18 protein-coding genes are annotated in these 18,763 nt (G+C 49.2%); 11 read left to right on the top strand and 7 right to left on the bottom strand.

Annotation, left to right across the window (positions count from 1 at the left end; genetic code table 11):
• Positions 1–98 precede the first annotated feature (98 nt).
• From H8876_RS02095 to H8876_RS02075, 5 genes are all read left to right on the top strand, one after another.
• On the top strand, positions 99–1,379 hold the full coding sequence (locus tag H8876_RS02095; RefSeq protein WP_249286326.1) for a Zn-dependent hydrolase: 1,281 nt from the start codon (positions 99–101) through the stop codon (positions 1,377–1,379).
• A 142-nt stretch (positions 1,380–1,521) separates the two neighbouring features.
• Positions 1,522–2,784, top strand: coding sequence for an FAD-dependent oxidoreductase (locus H8876_RS02090; RefSeq protein ID WP_177265644.1), 1,263 nt, complete (start codon positions 1,522–1,524; stop codon positions 2,782–2,784).
• Between the two features lies 1 nt (position 2,785).
• Positions 2,786–4,039: an NAD-dependent dihydropyrimidine dehydrogenase subunit PreA gene (gene preA, locus H8876_RS02085; RefSeq protein WP_177265645.1), complete on the top strand. Its 1,254-nt coding sequence runs from the start codon at positions 2,786–2,788 to the stop codon at positions 4,037–4,039.
• Positions 4,040–4,177: 138 nt separating this feature from the next.
• Positions 4,178–5,854, top strand: coding sequence for an MBL fold metallo-hydrolase RNA specificity domain-containing protein (locus H8876_RS02080; RefSeq protein ID WP_249286325.1), 1,677 nt, complete (start codon positions 4,178–4,180; stop codon positions 5,852–5,854).
• A gap of 93 nt (positions 5,855–5,947) precedes the next feature.
• On the top strand, positions 5,948–6,982 hold the full coding sequence (locus tag H8876_RS02075; protein WP_177265339.1) for a hypothetical protein: 1,035 nt from the start codon (positions 5,948–5,950) through the stop codon (positions 6,980–6,982).
• A 193-nt stretch (positions 6,983–7,175) separates the two neighbouring features.
• Here the strand turns inward: H8876_RS02075 and H8876_RS02070 are convergent, their stop codons facing one another.
• The gene (locus tag H8876_RS02070) at positions 7,176–7,706 is read right to left on the bottom strand and encodes a transcription repressor NadR (protein ID WP_177265340.1); all 531 of its coding nucleotides are present in this window, start codon (positions 7,704–7,706) and stop codon (positions 7,176–7,178) included.
• 151 nt (positions 7,707–7,857) lie between these two features.
• Here H8876_RS02070 and H8876_RS02065 point away from each other — a divergent pair, with 151 nt between their 5' ends.
• Complete coding sequence (locus H8876_RS02065; RefSeq protein WP_249286324.1) at positions 7,858–8,922, top strand: PTS sugar transporter subunit IIC; 1,065 nt, start codon at positions 7,858–7,860, stop codon at positions 8,920–8,922.
• Positions 8,923–9,030: 108 nt separating this feature from the next.
• Here the strand turns inward: H8876_RS02065 and H8876_RS02060 are convergent, their stop codons facing one another.
• A complete protein-coding gene (locus H8876_RS02060) occupies positions 9,031–10,305 on the bottom strand; it encodes a glutamate-5-semialdehyde dehydrogenase (protein ID WP_249286323.1) in 1,275 nt (424 codons plus the stop codon).
• A gap of 19 nt (positions 10,306–10,324) precedes the next feature.
• Positions 10,325–11,317 carry a ribonuclease H-like domain-containing protein gene (locus H8876_RS02055; RefSeq protein ID WP_177265343.1) on the bottom strand — a complete coding sequence of 331 codons (993 nt, stop codon included), beginning with the start codon at positions 11,315–11,317 and terminating at the stop codon, positions 10,325–10,327.
• Positions 11,318–11,680: 363 nt separating this feature from the next.
• Here H8876_RS02055 and H8876_RS02050 point away from each other — a divergent pair, with 363 nt between their 5' ends.
• The 4 genes from H8876_RS02050 (at position 11,681) to H8876_RS02035 (ending at position 14,258) form a co-directional block, all read left to right on the top strand.
• A complete protein-coding gene (locus H8876_RS02050) occupies positions 11,681–11,941 on the top strand; it encodes a stage V sporulation protein S (protein ID WP_177265344.1) in 261 nt (86 codons plus the stop codon).
• 139 nt (positions 11,942–12,080) lie between these two features.
• Positions 12,081–12,887, top strand: coding sequence for a glutamate 5-kinase (proB, locus tag H8876_RS02045; RefSeq protein ID WP_249286322.1), 807 nt, complete (start codon positions 12,081–12,083; stop codon positions 12,885–12,887).
• Positions 12,888–12,897: 10 nt separating this feature from the next.
• Positions 12,898–13,713, top strand: coding sequence for a pyrroline-5-carboxylate reductase (gene proC, locus H8876_RS02040; protein ID WP_249286321.1), 816 nt, complete (start codon positions 12,898–12,900; stop codon positions 13,711–13,713).
• Positions 13,710–14,258: an NUDIX domain-containing protein gene (locus tag H8876_RS02035; RefSeq protein ID WP_249286320.1), complete on the top strand. Its 549-nt coding sequence runs from the start codon at positions 13,710–13,712 to the stop codon at positions 14,256–14,258. Before proC ends, H8876_RS02035 begins: the two co-directional genes overlap by 4 nt.
• Here the strand turns inward: H8876_RS02035 and H8876_RS10260 are convergent.
• Entirely contained in the window at positions 14,215–14,853 is a 639-nt protein-coding gene (locus tag H8876_RS10260) for a stage II sporulation protein M (RefSeq protein ID WP_417493081.1), read from the bottom strand. The genes H8876_RS02035 and H8876_RS10260 overlap by 44 nt on opposite strands.
• A 125-nt stretch (positions 14,854–14,978) precedes the next feature.
• Between H8876_RS10260 and H8876_RS02025 the strand changes: the two genes are divergently transcribed.
• The gene (locus H8876_RS02025) at positions 14,979–15,860 is read left to right on the top strand and encodes a site-specific tyrosine recombinase (RefSeq protein ID WP_283241728.1); all 882 of its coding nucleotides are present in this window, start codon (positions 14,979–14,981) and stop codon (positions 15,858–15,860) included.
• Positions 15,861–16,026: 166 nt separating this feature from the next.
• On the opposite strand, the gene H8876_RS02020 is transcribed toward H8876_RS02025, so the two are convergent.
• The 3 genes from H8876_RS02020 to H8876_RS02010 form a co-directional block, all read right to left on the bottom strand.
• A complete protein-coding gene (locus H8876_RS02020) occupies positions 16,027–17,595 on the bottom strand; it encodes a BaiN/RdsA family NAD(P)/FAD-dependent oxidoreductase (protein ID WP_249286317.1) in 1,569 nt (522 codons plus the stop codon).
• 168 nt (positions 17,596–17,763) lie between these two features.
• Entirely contained in the window at positions 17,764–18,111 is a 348-nt protein-coding gene (gene rplS / locus H8876_RS02015) for a 50S ribosomal protein L19 (RefSeq protein WP_177265140.1), read from the bottom strand.
• Positions 18,112–18,205: 94 nt separating this feature from the next.
• Complete coding sequence (locus H8876_RS02010; RefSeq protein WP_249286316.1) at positions 18,206–18,571, bottom strand: hypothetical protein; 366 nt, start codon at positions 18,569–18,571, stop codon at positions 18,206–18,208.
• Between the last annotated feature and the right edge of the window lie 192 nt (positions 18,572–18,763).

Here is an 18,763-nt window from a genome sequence, read left to right as displayed (position 1 = left end):
GATGTGTATAAGAGACAGGTGTTATTATAATGTTATGTAACTGGTTACACAGCCATTACATAATAAGGTTTTCACCAAAACAAAGGAGGACAAATGTTATGTATAAGTGTAGTTTAGAAAGAATGTCGGACAAAATTAAAACCTTCTCGCAGTTCGGAGATGCTGGACACGGCGGTATCACAAGATATTCCCTGTCTCCGGAAGCTAAGATGGCAAGAGCTGAGTTCATTAAGAGAATGAAAGCTATTGGAGCTGAAATCGAATACGATGACCTGGCTAACATCTATGCAACTCTTCCAGGAACTGATCCGAACGCTAAGAGAATCATCGCAGGATCTCACTGTGACTCCGTTAAAAACGGTGGTAACTACGACGGTATCCTGGGTGTTATGAGTGCTATGGAAGCTCTGGAAACTATCGCTGACCAGAAAATCCCTCATAAGCATCCGATGACTGCTTACATCATGACAAACGAAGAAGGATCCCTGTATCCACCTGCAATGATGGTTTCCGGAATCCTGTGCAACGACTATCTGCCGCCTGAACTGGCTAAGAACTTCAAGTATGAAGACATGATGGCAGTTCCTGCAATGGAAGAACATGAAGGAAGCGAAAAGACTTTCGGTGAAGCTCTGGAAAAATCCGGATACAAAGGCGATAAAGCTAACAGAATGAGCCCTGAAACTTGCCTGTGCAACTTCGAAGCTCATATCGAACAGGGTCCTATCCTTGAAGATAACGACAAAGAAATCGGTGTTGTTGACTGCGTACTGGGCATGTTCAACTACTCCCTGATCTTCACTGGATTCGCAGCTCACGCTGGTACATTCCCTATGAACAAGAGACACGATGCTCTGTATGCTGCATCCCAGGCTCTGTGCTATCTGCATGATGAAGTAGATAAGCTGGGAAGACCTGAACTGGTTTACACTACTGGCGAAATTTATTGCCACCCATGCGTACATACAGTAATTCCTGACAGAGTAGAATTCTCTCTGGACGTTAGACACACTGATCCTGCAGTACTGCAGCAGGTAATGGATATCGTTAAGGAAATCGCCACTAAGAAGTGGGCTGGATGCGACTGCGAAATCAGAGAAAACTGGAAGAGAGATACTGTAGAATGGAACAAGGATCTGGTAAGCTACGTTCAGGAAGCTGCTGATGAAACTGGCGTTTCCAACCAGCCGATCCACTCCGGAGCAGGTCATGACTCCCAGTTCATCAACTACATGATTCCATCCACAATGATCTTCGTTCAGACTAAGGACGGACTTTCCCATTGTGAACCGGAATACGCTAAGCCTGAACACTGCACAGACGGTGCTACTGTACTGCTGAATGCAATGCTGAAGGCTGACGAAAGATTTGAAGGCTAGTCTTTAAATCTTGCTGACGGAGGTCAGCACACAATTGGTTGGTTAAGCTGCATTTCAACAAGACTTCATAAAAAAGCCATCGGGGGAATGCAGCTTTTTTAATCATAGACCATAAGGCGAGGTGCCGTAAGGAGGAGTAAAATTGAGTAAAGTAGTAAAAGCAAATTACACTGCTGAAGCTGTAGCTGGATTCACTCACAGAACCGCTATGGAAGAAGCAGCAAGATGCCTGCTGTGCCATGATGCACCATGCAGCAAAGGCTGCCCTGCAGGAACAGACCCTGCTAAGTTTATCAGATCTATCAGATTCAGAAATGATAGAGGCGCGGCTGAAACTATCCGTGAAAACAACATTTTAGGCGGAACTTGTGCAAGAGTATGTCCTTATGACAGACTGTGCGAAGAAGCTTGCAGCAGATGCGGAATCGACAAACCGATCGAAATCGGTAAACTGCAGAGATATGCTATCGAGCAGGAAGAAGCTTATGGCATGAAGACTCTGTCCGCTCCGGAAAAGAAGGTTGGAAACGTAGCATGCGTAGGTGCAGGTCCTGCATCCCTGGCAGTTGCTGCTGAACTGGCTAAGGCTGGATACAACGTAACTATTCTGGAAAGAGAAGCAAAGGCTGGCGGCGTTCTGACTTATGGAATCGTTCCAAGCAGACTTCCGCAGGCAGTTGTTGATCACGATATCGCACAGGTAGAAGGACTGGGCGTTAAGTTCCAGTTCAATACTGAAGTAAAGGCTGCTGACCTGGATGCTTACGACGCAGTATTCGTAGGTGCTGGTCTGTGGGCTGACAATCTTCCTAAAATCGATGGAATCGAACTGGACGGCGTTTACGCAGCAGTAGATTTCCTGAAGGAAGCAAGAACCAAGGCTGAAGGATTCAACCCTGGAAAGAAAGTACTCGTAGTTGGTGGTGGAGACGTTGCAGTTGACTGTGCTGTATCCGCAAAACTGCTGGGTGCTGAAGATGTAAAAATCGTTTACAGAAGAACATTAGAAGAAGCTCCTGGTAACATGACTGAATTCCACTATGCACTGTCTCTGGGAATCGGCATGACTACAGGTATGGCTCCTGCAGCTGTAAAGGGTAACGGTAAAGTGGAAGCTGTTGAATTCAAGGGATTCAGAGACGAAGCTGCTGAACTGACTCTTTCTGCAGACACGATCGTATTCGCTACCGGTCAGAAGGCTGAAGACATGGCAGCAGTTGCTGGTGTCAAGGTTACTGACAAGGGAACGATCGCTGCTGATGATGCAGGCGCAACCGATGTTGAAAAGATCTTCGCAGCAGGCGACATCGTAAACGGTGGTAAGACTGTTGTTGAAGCAGTGGCAGCAGGTAAAGTAGCTGCAGCATCAATGATTGCATACCTTGAAAAGAAAGGAGTGAAGTAGAATGGCAGTTAAGAAAGATTTATCCGTAGAATATTTAGGTGTTAAATGTCAGAATCCGTTCTTCCTTTCCTCTTCACCGGTAGGAAGCAACTATGAAATGGTTGCCAAGTGTTTTGAAACTGGATGGGGCGGCGTTATGTACAAGACCGTTGGTATCTTCGTTGCCGACGAATGTTCCCCAAGATTTGACCAGACAAACAAGGAAGGACTTCCTTGGGTTGGTTTCAAAAACATGGAACAGATTTCCGACAAACCGACAGAAGTTAACTTTGAAAACATGTACAAACTCATGAGAGACTATCCTGACCACGTTATGGTAGCTTCCATCATGGGTTCCAGCGAAGAAGAATGGAAACAGCTGGCTAAGATGTGTGACGAACTGGGATGCCCTCTGATTGAAGGTAACTTCTCCTGTCCGCAGATGACAAGCCACGCTATGGGTTCTGACGTTGGTACAAATCCGGAACTGGTTAAGAAGTACTGCGAAGCAGTAACAAGCCAGACTAAGATTCCTTTCATCGCTAAGATGACTCCAAACATCACTTCGATGGAAGTTCCGGCAAGAGCTGCTCTGGAAGGCGGAGCTGCAGGTGTATCCACGATCAACACCATCAAATCCATTACGAACATCGACTTTGAAAATATGACGGCTATGCCTGTAGTAAATGGTAAGTCCTCCATTTCCGGTTACTCCGGTGCTGCAGTTAAGCCGATCGCCCTGAGATTTGTTACAAATCTGCTGCAGGACGAAATCGTAGGTAAGAGAGACCTGTCCGGTATCGGTGGTATCGAAACTTGGAGAGATGCTGCTGAATTCCTGGCTCTGGGTTGTAAGAACCTGCAGGTAACTACTGCAATCATGCAGTATGGTTACAGAATCGTAGAAGATATGGCATCCGGCCTGATGCACTTCATGGAAGAAAGAGGCTACAACAAGCTGGATGAGTTCATCGGATGTGCACTGAACAACATCGTTCCGGCAGAAGACCTGAACAGAGACTTCAAGATCCTGCCTAACTTCAGCGATGAAAAGTGCCTCGGATGCGGAAGATGCTATATCTCCTGCTACGACGCTGCTCACCAGGCTATTGACTGGAATGCAGAAAAGAGAAGACCGGAACTCAACGACAACTGCGTTGGCTGCCACCTGTGCCTGAACGTATGTCCTGTACAGGAATGCATCACTCCGGGAGAAATCAAGTGGAAAGAAGGCAGAGAACACGTTGATGTTGCTCTGAAGCACCACTACGAATAAGCATGAAAAACTACACTTAGGCTTACTTCATAAAAGAGACCGCTGAGAAATCAGCGGTCTCTTTACTATTTTTTTGAATTCATGGTATAATAGAGATGATATACAGATACACGAAGAAACCCTCGAAGGGAGGACACTATGAAAATACAGTTTTGTGGAGCAGCAATGGGAGTGACCGGCTCCTGTCATTTGATCACAACGGAAAAACATAAGATCCTGCTGGACTGCGGACAGTTTCAGGGAAGCAAGACGAGAGAAGCGATGAACTATGAACCGTTTCCCTTTGATCCGGCTGAAATAGATTATATGATCCTCAGTCACGCTCATATCGATCACTGCGGGAGGATCCCGCTTCTGGTAAAGAGGGGATTCAAAGGCGAGATCTACTGTACCGATGCGACGGCAGATCTGGTAGAGGTCATGTTAAAGGACAGCGGTTATATCCATGAGAAAGAAGCAGAGTGGAAGAATCGTAAGAACGAGCGTGCCGGTCGTCCTGCCGTAGAGCCGCTTTACACCTTTAATGATGCGATGGATTCTCTGAAATTCATAAAACCGGTTCTTTACGATCAGCTGATCGAACTCAATGATGAGATGAAATTCGTGTTCAACGATGCAGGACACATTCTGGGATCCGCTATTACAGAACTTTGGATCACAGAAGAAGGCAAGACTTCTAAAATCGTATTTTCCGGTGACCTGGGTGTTATGGATCGCCCGATCCTGAGAAACCCGACCATCATCAAAAAAGCCGACTATGTGATCATGGAAACAACATACGGCAACCGGGTGCATCCATCCAATTCTCTGGATGTCACCAGGCTGATGGACATTATCCGTGATACAGCGAAACGAGGCGGGACTACCGTGATCCCATCCTTTGCAGTAGGTCGTACCCAGGAGCTGATTTACGAACTTAACCGGGTATACGACAGCGACAGCGAATATCGTAAGGACTTTGAAAATCTCATGGTATACGTGGACAGCCCGATGGCCACCACAGCGACTGAAGTGTTCAAACGAAATGCACAGGTATTCGATGATGAAACGAAGGCCTACATAACAAAGGGTGACAACCCGCTGGATTTTAAAAACCTTAAATTCACGAGAACCAGCCAGGAATCCATGTGGCTCAACAGCGATCCGACGCCGAAGGTGATCATTTCGGCCAGCGGCATGTGTGATGCAGGCAGGATCCGCCATCATCTGAAACACAATCTCTGGAATCGGAAATCCAGCATCATTTTTGTCGGATATCAGGCGGAAGGAACGCTGGGAAGACTTTTGCTGGACGGCGCGAAAGAGGTGATGCTCTTTGGGGAAAACGTGCAGGTAAATGCACAGATACACAACCTGGAAGGATTCTCGGGACATGCCGATAAAGACGGACTTTTTACATGGCTCAGCGGATTTCAGAAAGTTCCTAAACACGTTTTCCTGGTACATGGGGAAGAAGAGTCGAAGAAAGCCTTTGCCTATACGGTGAAGGAAAAACTGGGCTACGACCCGATCGTGGTAACAGAACAATCGGAATACGTTCTTGAAAAGGATGAGATCGTTGACAGCCGTATCATCGAAAATGATGGATTGCAGGAAGAGATCATCAGCAACACGCAGGATACCCTGACGGATATCCACAGCAGGATCGAAGATATTCTCTACAATGCGAAACTGGCTGTAGGCAAAGATATTTCGCCGGCTAAGATGACGAAGATCAACAATCTTGTCATGGAACTGGAAAAGTCCACCATCAATCTGGGGGCTGTGATCAACGAAGAGGATCGCGATAAAAACCCGGCAGAGGGGCTTGCATAAATAAATAAAAAAAACTATAATGAGAGTGAAATTATATATATTTATATCATGTTCGCATGACCGATGACGGGTCAGCAGGGAGAGGTCGAGTATATGAAAAAATTGAATGTCGCGTTAGTAGGATTTGGCAGTCTGGGACAGTCTTTTGCGAGGATCCTTCTGGAGAAAAAGGAAGAAATCGAGAAAGAATACGAAACGACTGTAAATGTTGTTGCTATTACTACGAAAACCAGAGGGAATCTGGTGGATGCCTGGGGGATCGATCTGGCGAGAGTTCTTAAAAACGTGGAAGAAACCGGAGTGTTCCCGAACCAGCATAAAACCGTGCTTCACAAGACGTCACTGGAGATCGCGGAAGCGGTCGACTATGATGTTCTGATCGAAATGACACCGCTGGATATGAATGAAGGACAGGTAGCTACGGAGCACATCATGGCGGCGCTGAAACGTGGCAAACATGTCATCTGCGCCAACAAGGGACCGCTGGCATGGCATTACAGGGAGCTGATGGAACTGGCTGACGAGAATAACTGCAAGCTGCTCTTTGAATCCACTGTTATGGATGGAGCACCGCTGTTCAGCCTCATCCGTGAGAGTCTGAAAATGTGTGAAATCACGGAGATCAGAGGTATCCTCAACAGTACGACAAACTATATCCTGCAGGGGATCGAACAGGGCAAGGATATGAAGGATATCGTAAGCGAGAGCAAGAAGAGAGGCTTTATCGAGGCGAACCCGAAATACGATGTAGAAGGAACGGAAGCTGCAGCGAAACTTGCTGCATTAGCCAACGCTGTAATGGATGCAGACGTAACGCCGGATGATGTGGAAACAACAGGGATCGAGAATGTCACGAAGGAAATGATCGACGATGCAGCTGCACGCGGCAATGTGATCAAACTGATCTGCAGAGCGTATCGCAAGAACGGTGAAGTCATTCTGAAGGTGGCTCCGGAAGAAGTGAACAAGATGAACAGCTTCGCGGCTGTAACAGGAACTTCTCTGATGGTGTCTCTGACGACGGACCTTATGGGAACGCTGACCATCATGACAGAAGCTCCGGAAGTAGATCAGGCAGGATACGGGATCTTCTCTGACCTGCTGGAACTGGTGGAAGAACTGAACTAAACAGAGCTACATAATGTATATGAAAAAGGATGCGTGAAAGATCGCATCCTTTTGGTTTTTTGTGCTGCAAAGAGCCCGCCGGGCAGCAGAGCATCCAGGATCTTTTCGTGTGATTCAAAAGTGGTGATATCCAGCTGCTGAAACTGACGCATGTCGATTTACCGGGATAGATTTCCACCAGCTTTTAAGAGTGCTAGTCAATAAGGATATGCTTTTCCCGTAGAGCCTCTTTGATCCGTGTGAAGCTTTCTGCATCACGATAGCGGATCCGATGCAGATGGACGCCGTCTGTGAGAGCGCTGAGTGGAATGCTGTTTTTTTCTTCCTCGACTTTCCTGATAAAAGCGTCTACATCATAGCGGGAAGCGAGATCCAGTTTACCGGAAAGCTCTCCGTACAGTGTATGTTCGATGGTGACATCAACGACTGTGGCGCCACCATCGACGATGGTGTATAGTTCGTCCCGAAGCTGCTCCGGAGTATGGCGGCATGCGATCATTCCCAGGTTTTTATCCTCCTGCACTGATGGGGAATCCATCAGATATCCTCGCGGGGTGGCCAGGATCTGCAGCCCGGAAGCTCGCAGGAGAGCAATATCACCGACGATGATCTGGCGGCTGACAGAAAAGTGCTCTGCCAGAGAAGAAGCTGTGACAGGATGATCCGTTTTCTGCAGCATTTCTTTTATTTTTTCACGTCGCGTTTCTGTTGTTAATGTATTCATAAATCGACTCTCCCTTCTTTTCCCTTATCTTACCACAGGAAAAAAGACAATTCAATGAAATAGACTCATGTCTTGACACTTACTCCTCTACTTTGTTACAATCAAAAGGATCGTTACAGAATATCGTTACAACTATGAATGAGGGAAAGATATGGAAGAGAAAGTAAGTTTTTTGAAACGAAAAGACATTGAAATATCAGCGAAGCGGTATCTGCAGGATGCGCTTTCCGCCATGGCGCTGGGGTTGTTCGGATCGCTTCTGATCGGCGTTATTTTCGATACGCTGGGAACCCAGACGGCTAATTTATTCGGCGACAATGCAGTATCTGCGTTCTGCGTGGAGATCGGCGGGATCGCGAAGACCTATATGGGTGCCGCCATCGGTGTAGCCGTGGCGTGGAGCCTGAAAGCACCGCCTCTGGTGCTGTTTACCAGCGTGGTGACTGGAATGATGGGTGCGACGATGACTGGATTTGGCATCGATGTAGCCGGCGGCCCTGCAGGAGCATTCGTTGCGGTAGCGCTGGGCGCGGAATTCGGCAAGATGGTTTCTAAGGAAACTAAAGTGGATATCCTGGTAACGCCGGCGGTAACGCTGATCATGGGAGGCATCGGAGCCAAGCTCATAGGTCCTGCCATCGGCTGGTGCATGCTGAAGCTGGGAGATCTTATCATGACGGCGACAGAATGGCAGCCGTTCGTATTCGGGATCGTGATCTCCGTTGTAGTGGGACTGGCTCTGACAGCACCGATATCCAGCGCGGCTCTCTGCATCATGCTGGATCTTTCCGGTCTTGCTGCAGGCGCGGCGACTGTCGGATGCTGCGCGCAGATGGTAGGCTTCGCTGTAGCAAGTTATAAGGAAAACGGCGTAGGCGGTCTGGTGGCACAGGGACTTGGAACGTCCATGCTCCAGATCTCCAACATTATTAAGAATCCGTGGATCCTGCTTCCTGCAACGCTGGCAGGAGCTATCGTGGGGCCGATTTCTACGTGTCTTCTGAAAATGACGAATATCCCGGTAGGGGCCGGTATGGGAACTTCCGGTCTGGTAGGTCAGATCGGGACGTTCACCGACATGGGATTCACCCTTGACACGCTCTGGAAGGTGCTCCTGATCCAGATCGTGCTCCCGGCAGTGCTGACGATCCTCATCGATCAGGTGCTCCGCAGAACGGGCAAGATCAAGGATGGCGACTACAAGCTGGATCTCTAATAAGCCTATAAAAAAAGCCGATTCGCAGGCTGTTCCTCTAAGAAGGAAGCTGCGAACCGGCTTTTATCGTTTTTGCATGTATGATGATATCAGAAGCGCAGGAAATCCCTAAAGATCCCGGAAGTGGAATGAAGATTTGCCGCTGGCGTAATCCGCGACGATCTGCCCGTCTCCGACCAGTTTGTATTTATAAGTTACAAGTCCGTCCAGACCGACCGGTCCGCGTGCATGGAGCTTGCCGGTACTGATCCCGACTTCCGCTCCGAAACCGTAGCGGAAACCGTCCGCAAAACGTGTAGAGCAGTTCTGGTAGACACCGGCGGAGTCCACGAGAGCCATGAATTTAGCCGCGGAATCCGCATCTTCCGTGATGATGCAGTCAGTGTGATGAGATCCGTAAGTGTTGATATGATGGATCGCTTCATCGATGTCATCGACTACTTTGATGGAAAGGATATAGTCCAGGTACTCCGTCTGAAAATCCTTTTCTTCTGCTGGATCGCAGTCGATCACCATGGAGCATCGTACATCTCCGCGGTACTGGATCTTACTGCCCGAGGCGTCGGCTAGTGCAGGGATCAGCACATCCGCGATATCCTTGTGTACCAGCAGTGTTTCCACAGTATTGCAGGCAGCCACGTACTGGGTCTTGGAATCTATGATGATCGGCACGGCTTTTTCGATGGTGGCAGCACCGTCTACGTAGATGTGACAGATGCCGTCAGCATGCCCCATTACAGGGATCTTGGAATTGTTCATGATGTACTGCACGAACTGGTTGGAGCCGCGCGGGATGAGAAGGTCTACATAATCGTGACATTTCAGCAGTTCATCTATGCTGGCACGGTCTTCGATGAGGACAGCGAAACCTTCCGGAAGCCCTGCCTCCGTGGCGGCCTGATAGATGGTGTCGAATAAGATGCGGTTGGTGTTTTTGGCTTCGCTGCCGCCTTTTAAGATGGAGCAGTTGCCGCTTTTGATGCAAAGTGCTGCGATCTGTACCAGTGCATCCGGTCTTGATTCAAAGATGACACCGATGACACCGATAGGGCAGGTTGTTTTTGTCAGGATGAGATCCGTATCAAGTTCTCGCTTGAGAAGATCTTGAAACAAAGGATCCTCCATATCGATCAGATCGTAGATCCCATCGATACAGCTTTTCATTTTGTGAGAATCAAACACAAGACGGTTCACAATTGGAGCTGGCAGACCAGCTTCCTTCGCAAGCTCCAGATCCCGTGCATTCGCCTCGAAAATAGCTTCTTTGTTAGCCTGAAGGGCTTTAGTCATGCGTTCCAGAGCATCGTTTCTGATCTCTTCCGGCAGGGATGCCAGAATAAAACTGTCTTCCTTTGTTTTCTTAATACTGTCAATAAAGTCCATGATCAATATCCTTTCTTTCTTATACCAAACCTGTTTCCCGCAGAAACAGGTCAATGAACTGTTTGCTGAAATCGTTCAGTTCCCGGTGCTGTTTTTCGCTGTTTTTTTCTACGATGAGAAAGCCGCTGCTGCATCCGGGATATTTTTCAAAAGTCCGTTCATCAAGACCTGCAGCACGAAGATCGAGGATCCCCAGTCCGCTGTCCCGGATCAGAGGTACTTCTAATGTGAAATCGGCATTTTTACCGGAAAACCGGGACTGCACCGCCAGGTCGTGGAATTGAAATCCCATGTAGTCCAGCCGGCAGGTACGCTGCTGGCCGGAAATCGTCAGCCTGTCTTTGCCGATACTGATTTTACGAACGGTAAGCGGTCCTGCCGGAAACCCCAGCGCTGCCATGGCTTTGTGAAAATCACTTTTGCCGATCACAGGCAGCAGTCTTGAAAGCTGCAGGATATCATCGCTGTTGTGAAGCAATATCTTTTCGCCAAGAGCAGGGTCGTGATTTTTTTCATAAACGTTGTAAAGCTCTACGCTCTCTGCTCCGGAGATCTCATCGTCACGGCTCTGCCACAGTCCCATGTAGTTTTCGACGGTTTTCTGTTTCAGATTAGGCACGAACCGTTTGATGGGAGAGTGTCCGTTGAGCACAAGGTAGAGATCCAGATTATATGGCAGGGCGGCAGATGCTCCGGAATAGCGTCTCCAGCGTTTTTCCACAAAAGGCAGGTCGAAATGACGTCCGTTGTAGGTGATGACCAGATCCAGATCCCGGAGGATATCCAGATATCCGGAAAGCGCTTCTTCCTCTTCGGCTCTTGTTTCTGCGAAGAACTGATGCAAAGTGCCCTCCGGCACGCTGTAAAGCCCTCCCAGGATAAAGTGGTTTACTGCCGGGTTCAGCCCGGTCGTTTCGATGTCTAAAACCCCGATCCGCATTCCCTTAAAATAAAAGTCCAGCGTCCTGCTTTGATAAAGTTTTTCTTCTGTTTTCAGGGTAATGTGTTTCATACTTATATTATAGCAAGGCTGCCTTGGAAGGGAAAGTGAAAAGTCAGTGAAAAACAAAAGAGACCGAGAAGGTCTCTTTTGTTAAAAGGGGTATTGGGATTAGAGATTAATGAGGTTATCAGGGGGATAACCACGATTTAATTATAGGTTACTCAGCTAGATAAATCAAGTAAAAGTCGAAAAATTAAAGAAAAAACTTTTTTCTGACATTACCTTGTAAAACACTAGGAAATTTGTCGAAGGAATCCTGCACAAAATTGCTTTTCCCATATATATAATATAGAAAAGAGGGAGAGACCTCGCCAAAGATATAAAGCATAAATCATACTATATTTTTTATCGGAATGAAGGAGGAATTATCCAATGGAAATTTTAAAAGTATCAGCCAGATCCAATCCAAATTCGGTCGCAGGAGCATTAGCCGGAGTGCTGAGGGAAAAAGGCGGAGCGGAGATCCAGGCAATCGGAGCGGGAGCACTGAATCAGGCGGTAAAAGCGATTGCTATCGCGCGAGGATTCGTCGCACCGGGAGGGATCGATCTCGTTTCGGTTCCGGCGTTTACGGACATTGAAATCGAAGGAGAAGAGCGGACTGCGATCAAGCTGATCGTAGAACCGAGATAGGGGATGCATATCTTATTGTGCAAAGGGCAGCTGCCGGAAGTTTTCCCAGGTAAAAGGGGGTAAAAACGGGCAGCTGCCCTCTTTACCTTTTTTGGCAGATGTTATATAATTTGTAGCATGCAGGAGGGGAAAAGAAAGAATGGAACAGATCAAAGAAACGATTGAAAACAGTAAAAAGATCGTCATCAAAATCGGCAGCAATGTACTCTCTGACGAAAATGGAGTGGTGGATAAAAAAGTCCTCCACAACATAGCGGAGCAGGTAAACGATCTGATCAGCATGGGAAAACAGGTGATCCTGGTTTCTTCGGGAGCAGGGATATGCGGTGTCGGCGCGATCAACAAGTGGAGCCGGAGAGGTGATATCAACTATAAGCAGGCTCTGTGCGCGATCGGTCAGGTAGAGCTGATGATGGCGTATAAAGAATACTTCGCAGACTACGGGATACATGTGGCACAGATCCTTTTGACACGGGATGATTTCAGCGATCCTCACCGGACGCTCAACATTCGCAACGCCATGTTCACTTTGATCGATGAAGGCGTTATCCCGGTGATCAATGAAAACGACAGCGTCAGCGTCGATGAAATCAAGATCGGAGACAACGATACACTGGCGGCACTGACAGCGAGCCTGTGGAATGCCGATCTGATGATCATTTTGAGCGATATCGACGGGGTGTATGATAAAGATCCGAAGACGGAAAGCGATGCGAAGCTCATCGATCTTGTAGAGAATGCGGACAGACTGATAGAAACCATCAGCATCGGCGGAACCAGTTCTTTCGGGACAGGAGGCATCGCTTCCAAGATTGAGGCGGCTTCCCGCGTCAATAAATTCGGGATCCCGATGCTGCTGCTCAACGGAGAAAAAGAAAATATCATTCGAAAGAGTCTGGACGGCAAGAGTCGCGGAACGCTGTTTCTTGGAACCATAGGAAAGTAAGGTGAAGGATATGAAAATCGGATTTATCGGCGGTGGGAATATGGGAGGCGCCATCCTGGCAGGTTATGGATCGGCAGATCCTGACAATGAGGCCAGGATCGCTCTTTTTGATAAAAGTGAAGAGGTTTGTGCGAAGACCAGAGAACGCTTTCCCAGGATGACCATTTGCAGCAGCGGCAGGGAGCTTTGCAGCAGCTCGGATGTTGTGATCCTGGGAGTAAAGCCTCAGGTGATCGAAGGCGTGCTTTCAGAGATCGCGGGAGCATGTACCAGTGACAAGCTGATCATCTCCATGGCAGCCGGTGTGGACCTGGCGTTCCTGGCGGAGCACCTGGGAGCAGAGATACCGATCATCCGGATCATGCCTAATACGCCGGCCAAGGTGGGGGAAGCGATGATCGCTGTATGCCGGAATAAAAATGTCACGGAAGAAGCTTTTGCGACAGCGATGAAAATTTTTGCAGCAGTCGGGCAGGCGGAGGAAATCGAAGAAAGGCTGATGGACTGCGTCATAGGCGTCAGCGGCAGCAGCCCGGCCTATACGTATATGTACATAGAGGCACTGGTGCAGGCGGCGCAGGCTAATGGAATGAGTGGGGAAAAGGCGAAGATTTTCGCTGCCCAGTCAGTGCTGGGTGCTGCAAAGATGGTGCTGGAGAGCCCGGAAAGTCTTGAGCAGCTGCGCATCAATGTATGCTCTCCGAAGGGCACGACGATCGAAGCGGTGGAGACATTGTTTGCCAATGGTTTTATGGATAAGGTGAAGGAAGGCTTCCAGGCAGCTGTAGACCGGTCCATCGAGATGACGGAGGAAAAGAAAAAATGATTTTTGAAGAAAAGCAGATCAGCAGCCAGCTGATTTATGAGGGAAAGATCTTGAACGTACGCCGTGACAAGGTAACGGCGAAGAAGGGGGAATCTACGAGAGAAATCGTAGAGCACAACGGTGCGGTGGCCATGGTCGCTATCACGGAGGAGAACCATGTCCTTCTGGTAAAACAGTATCGGTACGCCTGCCATGATGTGGTGCTTGAGATCCCGGCAGGAAAGATCGATAAAGGAGAAACGGATCCGCTGAAAGCGGCTGTCAGAGAGCTTAGAGAAGAGACTGGATATACGGCGGAGCACGTTCATTATCTAGGGAAGATCAATCCCAGCGTAGGCTATTCGGAAGAAGTGATCTATCTTTACGCTATGACAGACCTGACTCCGGGAGAGCAGGATCTGGATGAGGATGAAGCCCTGGATGTGCTGGAATATCCGTTTGAAGAAGCGTATCAGATGGCGGCGCGTGGCGAGATGATCGATGCGAAAACCATCGCTGCTCTTATGATGGCGAAAGAGCAGCTAGGCGAAGAGCTGCTTCCGTAAGGGATCCGGCGGCCAGAAGCAAGGAAGAAATAATCAGTAATGGAAGCAGTCTGTCCTTTGTGAGCAGGCTGCTTTTTGCATGGGAAGATCCGGCGGGAGCACTGTGGCGGCCGCCGGAATGAGGCGGGAGCACGGAGTTTCCTGCAAAGGGCCTGCCGGCAGCGTATCGGCGGTGGGAATTTTGCAGAGAGGAGGATAGGACTGCCAGGGCGCACAGGAAAAAGCCGGGGATCAGGAAGAGGTTCTGCGGCAGGATATGAAGAAGAGAGAACAGGAGGACATGAGAGCGTGCTCCCATCCAGACGAGCCCGCTGCAAAAGCCTATGGCGAAACTCTTGTACCAGAGAACGAGTGGCGGAAGGGGGCAGAGACAGCGGCTCAGCAATGCCGGGAGCATGAGAAAAAACAGCATGAAATTCGTGAGAAGCGAGGTGAGAAAACTTTGCAGGAAGCCGGTTTTGGATGTGGTGATCCCGGTGAGCAGCAGTGCGGAGAGGGCCTCGGTATTTTTGGTGGAAAGGCAGGTGCTGAAAAACAGACCGGTGAACAGACCGGTCAGGAAGATGAACAACAGGATGGATCCGATTTTTCGCATGGTGAAGTCCCCCTTTAACATGTGGTTTGATACTAGAATATGCAGTTTGTCCTTTTGATATGTCAATGTTTATTGTCAACGAAAGCGGGAGCGGGTATAATAGAGACATAAAGCGAGGTAAAAGAATGTATACGGATGATTATATGACTTATTTGAAAAAGGAAAAGCGTATGTCTGAAAATACGAGAGCGGCTTACGGACGGGATCTGGCGGAGTTCGTTGCCTTCGAAGGCGCGCGAGGGATGACGGATCTTCTGGGAGTGACCAGCACGGAGATAATTGCTTTTCTTCATCATCTGAAGAGCCTTGGGAAATCGTCGGCTACGGTAAACCGGAAACTGGCGTCACTTCGGTCGTTTTTTCATTATCTGATCCATGCGGGGATGATGGAATCTGATCCGACGGAGAACATCAAGTCGCCAAAGATTGAGCGGAAAACCATTGAATATCTGGAAATGTCTGAAATCGAAAAGCTGATGGCAGTGCCGGATGACAGCGTTCGCGGGGTGCGGGATCGTGCTATCCTGGAGGTGCTTTATGCTACCGGGATCCGTGTCAGTGAGCTGATTGCTTCGAATCTTGAGGATGTCAATATGCGTATGGGATTTATCACGTGTGCCGGTGAACAGAGTCATGCCAGGATCGTTCCGCTGGGAAGACCTGCGCGGGCAGCACTGGAAAACTATATTTATGAGGCACGTGATCAGCTGCTGCGTGGAAAAGAAGAGGAACAGGCGTTGTTCATTAATTTCTACGGGAACCGGATGACGCGGCAGGGATTGTGGAAGATCCTGAAGGAATACGGAGAAAAGGCGGAATTAAGTCACAAGCTGACGCCGCATATTATCCGCAATTCTTTCGCAGTGCATATGCTTCAGAATGGAGCGGATCTCAAATCGCTGCAGGAACTCATGGGGCATGAGGATATTTCTGCGACGCAGATCTACCTGTCGGCGACCAAGAGCCGGATCAAGGACGTGTACGACAAGTCTCATCCGAGAGCGTAAGGGCTAGAGCAGCCGGATGAGAGTTTTGGGCTGAGATCGCCCCGGGCGCAGGCTGGGAAAAAGCCGAAAGAGTGACCCCCGGAGTTAGAGCAGCCGGATGAGAGCTTTGGGCTGAGATCGACCCGGGAGCAGGCTGGAAAAAAAGCCGAAAGAGTGTCCACTGGAGCTAGATAAGCTGGATCGCCGATTCCGCTGCTGTGCAGCCGGAAGAATAGGCAAACTGCAGATTGTAGCCGCCGGTGCTCCCGTCGATATCGATCATTTCTCCGCAGACGAAAATCCCGGAGTGATTTTTAAGCTCCATGGTTTTCAGGTCGATCTGAGAAAGAGCGATGCCGCCTGCTGTGGTCATGGCTTTTTCAAAACCTGACAGGGAAGTGATCTGAAATTCTTCTCCCGTCAGTGCGGCTGCCAGAGCCTTGGTGGAATTGCCCGTGCGGGAAACCAGCAGCTGGCTGAAACGCTTTGGCAGATGGAACGTGTCCGATAGGATCGCGGGAAGACCGCTGTGTGATTTCTCTGCGGACTTTTGGAGGTTAGCTGCGATTTCATCTCGCGGCGCGATCAGGTAGTCGATCACCAGGGTGTCTCCTGGCTGTGCAAAATTGGATATATTTAAGATCGCAGGGCCGGAAAAATCCTTGTGAGTGAATAGAAGACCGCCTTTTTCTTCGGCGATCTTTTTTTGTGCCCGCAGCACTCTGATCCGGCAGTCTTTGAAGGGGATCCCCGACAGCTTCGCGTAAGGATAGTTCTGGACGCGGATCGATGTCAGGGCGGGCTGCAGCGGGGTCATTTCAAGATCCAGGTCTCGCTGCAGCACGGAAAACAGCTGTCCGTCGGATCCGGTGCCCGGATAGGAGCAGCCGCCGGATGCTAAAATGATGGTCTTTGCCCGGAATGTGGTTTTGTTTGTGGTGATCTCCCAGCAGCCTGATGTGGAAGTGTCTGAATGAGGATGACTCGATTCGGATGAGGGGTCATGATCATTCGCATCGCACGCCGGATCGAAATTGCTGGAATGTGCCCGCCTATCGCTGATCTCCTCGGCAGAGATCCGGCGGATCCCGGTAACTTCCTGATCGTAAGCGATCTCGAATCCGTTTTCCTGAGATTTCCTCACCAAAAGATCCCGGATATCCTGAGCCTTTCTGGATGCCGGAAATACCCTGCTGTCTTCTTCCTGCGTGACAGTCGGGATCCCGTTTTTTTCGAGAAAAGAGATCAGTTCCAGGTTATTGTGTTTATAGAGGCAGCTGCGGATACGGCCGCCTTTTTTCCCATACCGGTCGATGAAATCCTTGATGGATCCGCCGTGGGTGATGTTGCACTGGCCGCCGCCGGACATCAAAAGTTTCGTGCCGGCGCGGCCTGTTTTCTCCAGGATCAGGCCAGCAGGACGGTGTTTGGTCGGGCGGCTGGAAGGACGGCTGCCGGTTGGTCGATTTCCGACCGACTGGCTTTTGTGCGGGCAGCTGGAAGGACGGCTGCCGGTTGGTCGATTTCTGACCGGCTGGCTTTTGTGAGGGCAGCTGGCAGGACGGTTGCCGGTTGGTCGATTTCCGGCCAGCTGGCTTTTGGCCGGGCAGCTGGATGCGGGTGCTGCCATGCGAGGGGCAGCCTGCTGGGATGGGGAGGCTGCCCCAGCCTGGCGGCCTTCGGCCGCCGTATCAAATCTGGCGCCGGCGAACAGGCCGGATGCGCCGGCGCCGACGATAATGCAGTCGTAAATCATGCGGGTGAATTCCTTTCCTTTTAGACGCGGGATCGCTGAACGCGTTAGACGCGCGGGCCGTTTTCTCTGCCTGGTCCGGCCCGTCGCTTCACGATCCCGCAGGGATCGCTTTGCATAAAAAAGAAAAAGGAACCGAATCCGGTTCCCTGTCTCTTATGACGTGTGTCACTATTTTTCTTCCTTAGACTTGATCTTAGCAGATTTACCAGTTCTGGCACGCATGTAGTGAAGTCTTGCTCTTCTAACTTTACCGCGTTTTACTACTTCGATCTTTTCTACCAGCGGAGAGTGGATCGGGAAAGTCTTTTCCACGCCTACTCCGGAAGCGATTCTTCTTACAGTGAAAGTCTCGCCGATTCCGCCGTTCTGTCTCTTCAGAACAAAGCCTTCAAAAATCTGAATTCTTTCTCTGTTTCCTTCTTTGATTTTAACGTGTACCTTTACGGTGTCTCCAACGTTAAACGCAGGGATATCAGTCTTGAGATAATCCTGTACAACTGAGCTTAATACATCCATTGGTTTTCCTCCTTCCCTTCAAGACGTTCATGGGCATGTGCCGTGTTGCCATGCATCCAGAGGACCGCCCGTAATCAAGCCTTTATATTATATCTTATGAATGGGCGGATTGCAACATGTTTCTTTTAAAAACGATTTCTAAGAAGCCGGTTTTCTGATTTTTAAGAGGCCGGTTTTCTGAGACGCTTGCAAAGGGCGGGATCTGCGGCGTCGCGTGGTCACGGGGATGCGGTGTTGTAATGTCGCATGGTCGCAGTGTCGCGTGGTCGCGGGGACTGGGGTGGTTTGTATCGAGATGTTCTTTGTGAGAACTGTATTTAGGATCGTGAATTCCCAGATCGAGAAAAAATCGCTTTGGATTTGGATTTTTTGTCGTCTGCAAGCCATGTGCTGTTTTGCGAATTCCCATTATGCAAAAAAAATACGGCAGATGGGAAGCGGTCTGCAAAGTTTCCGCCACATAGGAGTTTTCTAGCTCCTTAATATAACAGTTTAGTTATTTGCTGGGGAGTGAATCAGCGGGAGCGAGGGGATTTTAAAGCAGATATCATCCTACTACAATATACTTATGGTTAATATCCCTTGCAGCCAGTAAGGAATTATCCATCTTGTTGCTTAAGCTGTTAAAATGTAAGAGCAATCGGTATAGCGA

It is taken from the genome of Lentihominibacter faecis (assembly GCF_014306095.1).
Taxonomy (GTDB): domain Bacteria; phylum Bacillota; class Clostridia; order Peptostreptococcales; family Anaerovoracaceae; genus Lentihominibacter; species Lentihominibacter faecis.
The sequence above is the reverse complement of the archived record's forward strand: the minus strand, read 5'-3'. Positions and strand labels throughout refer to the sequence as shown.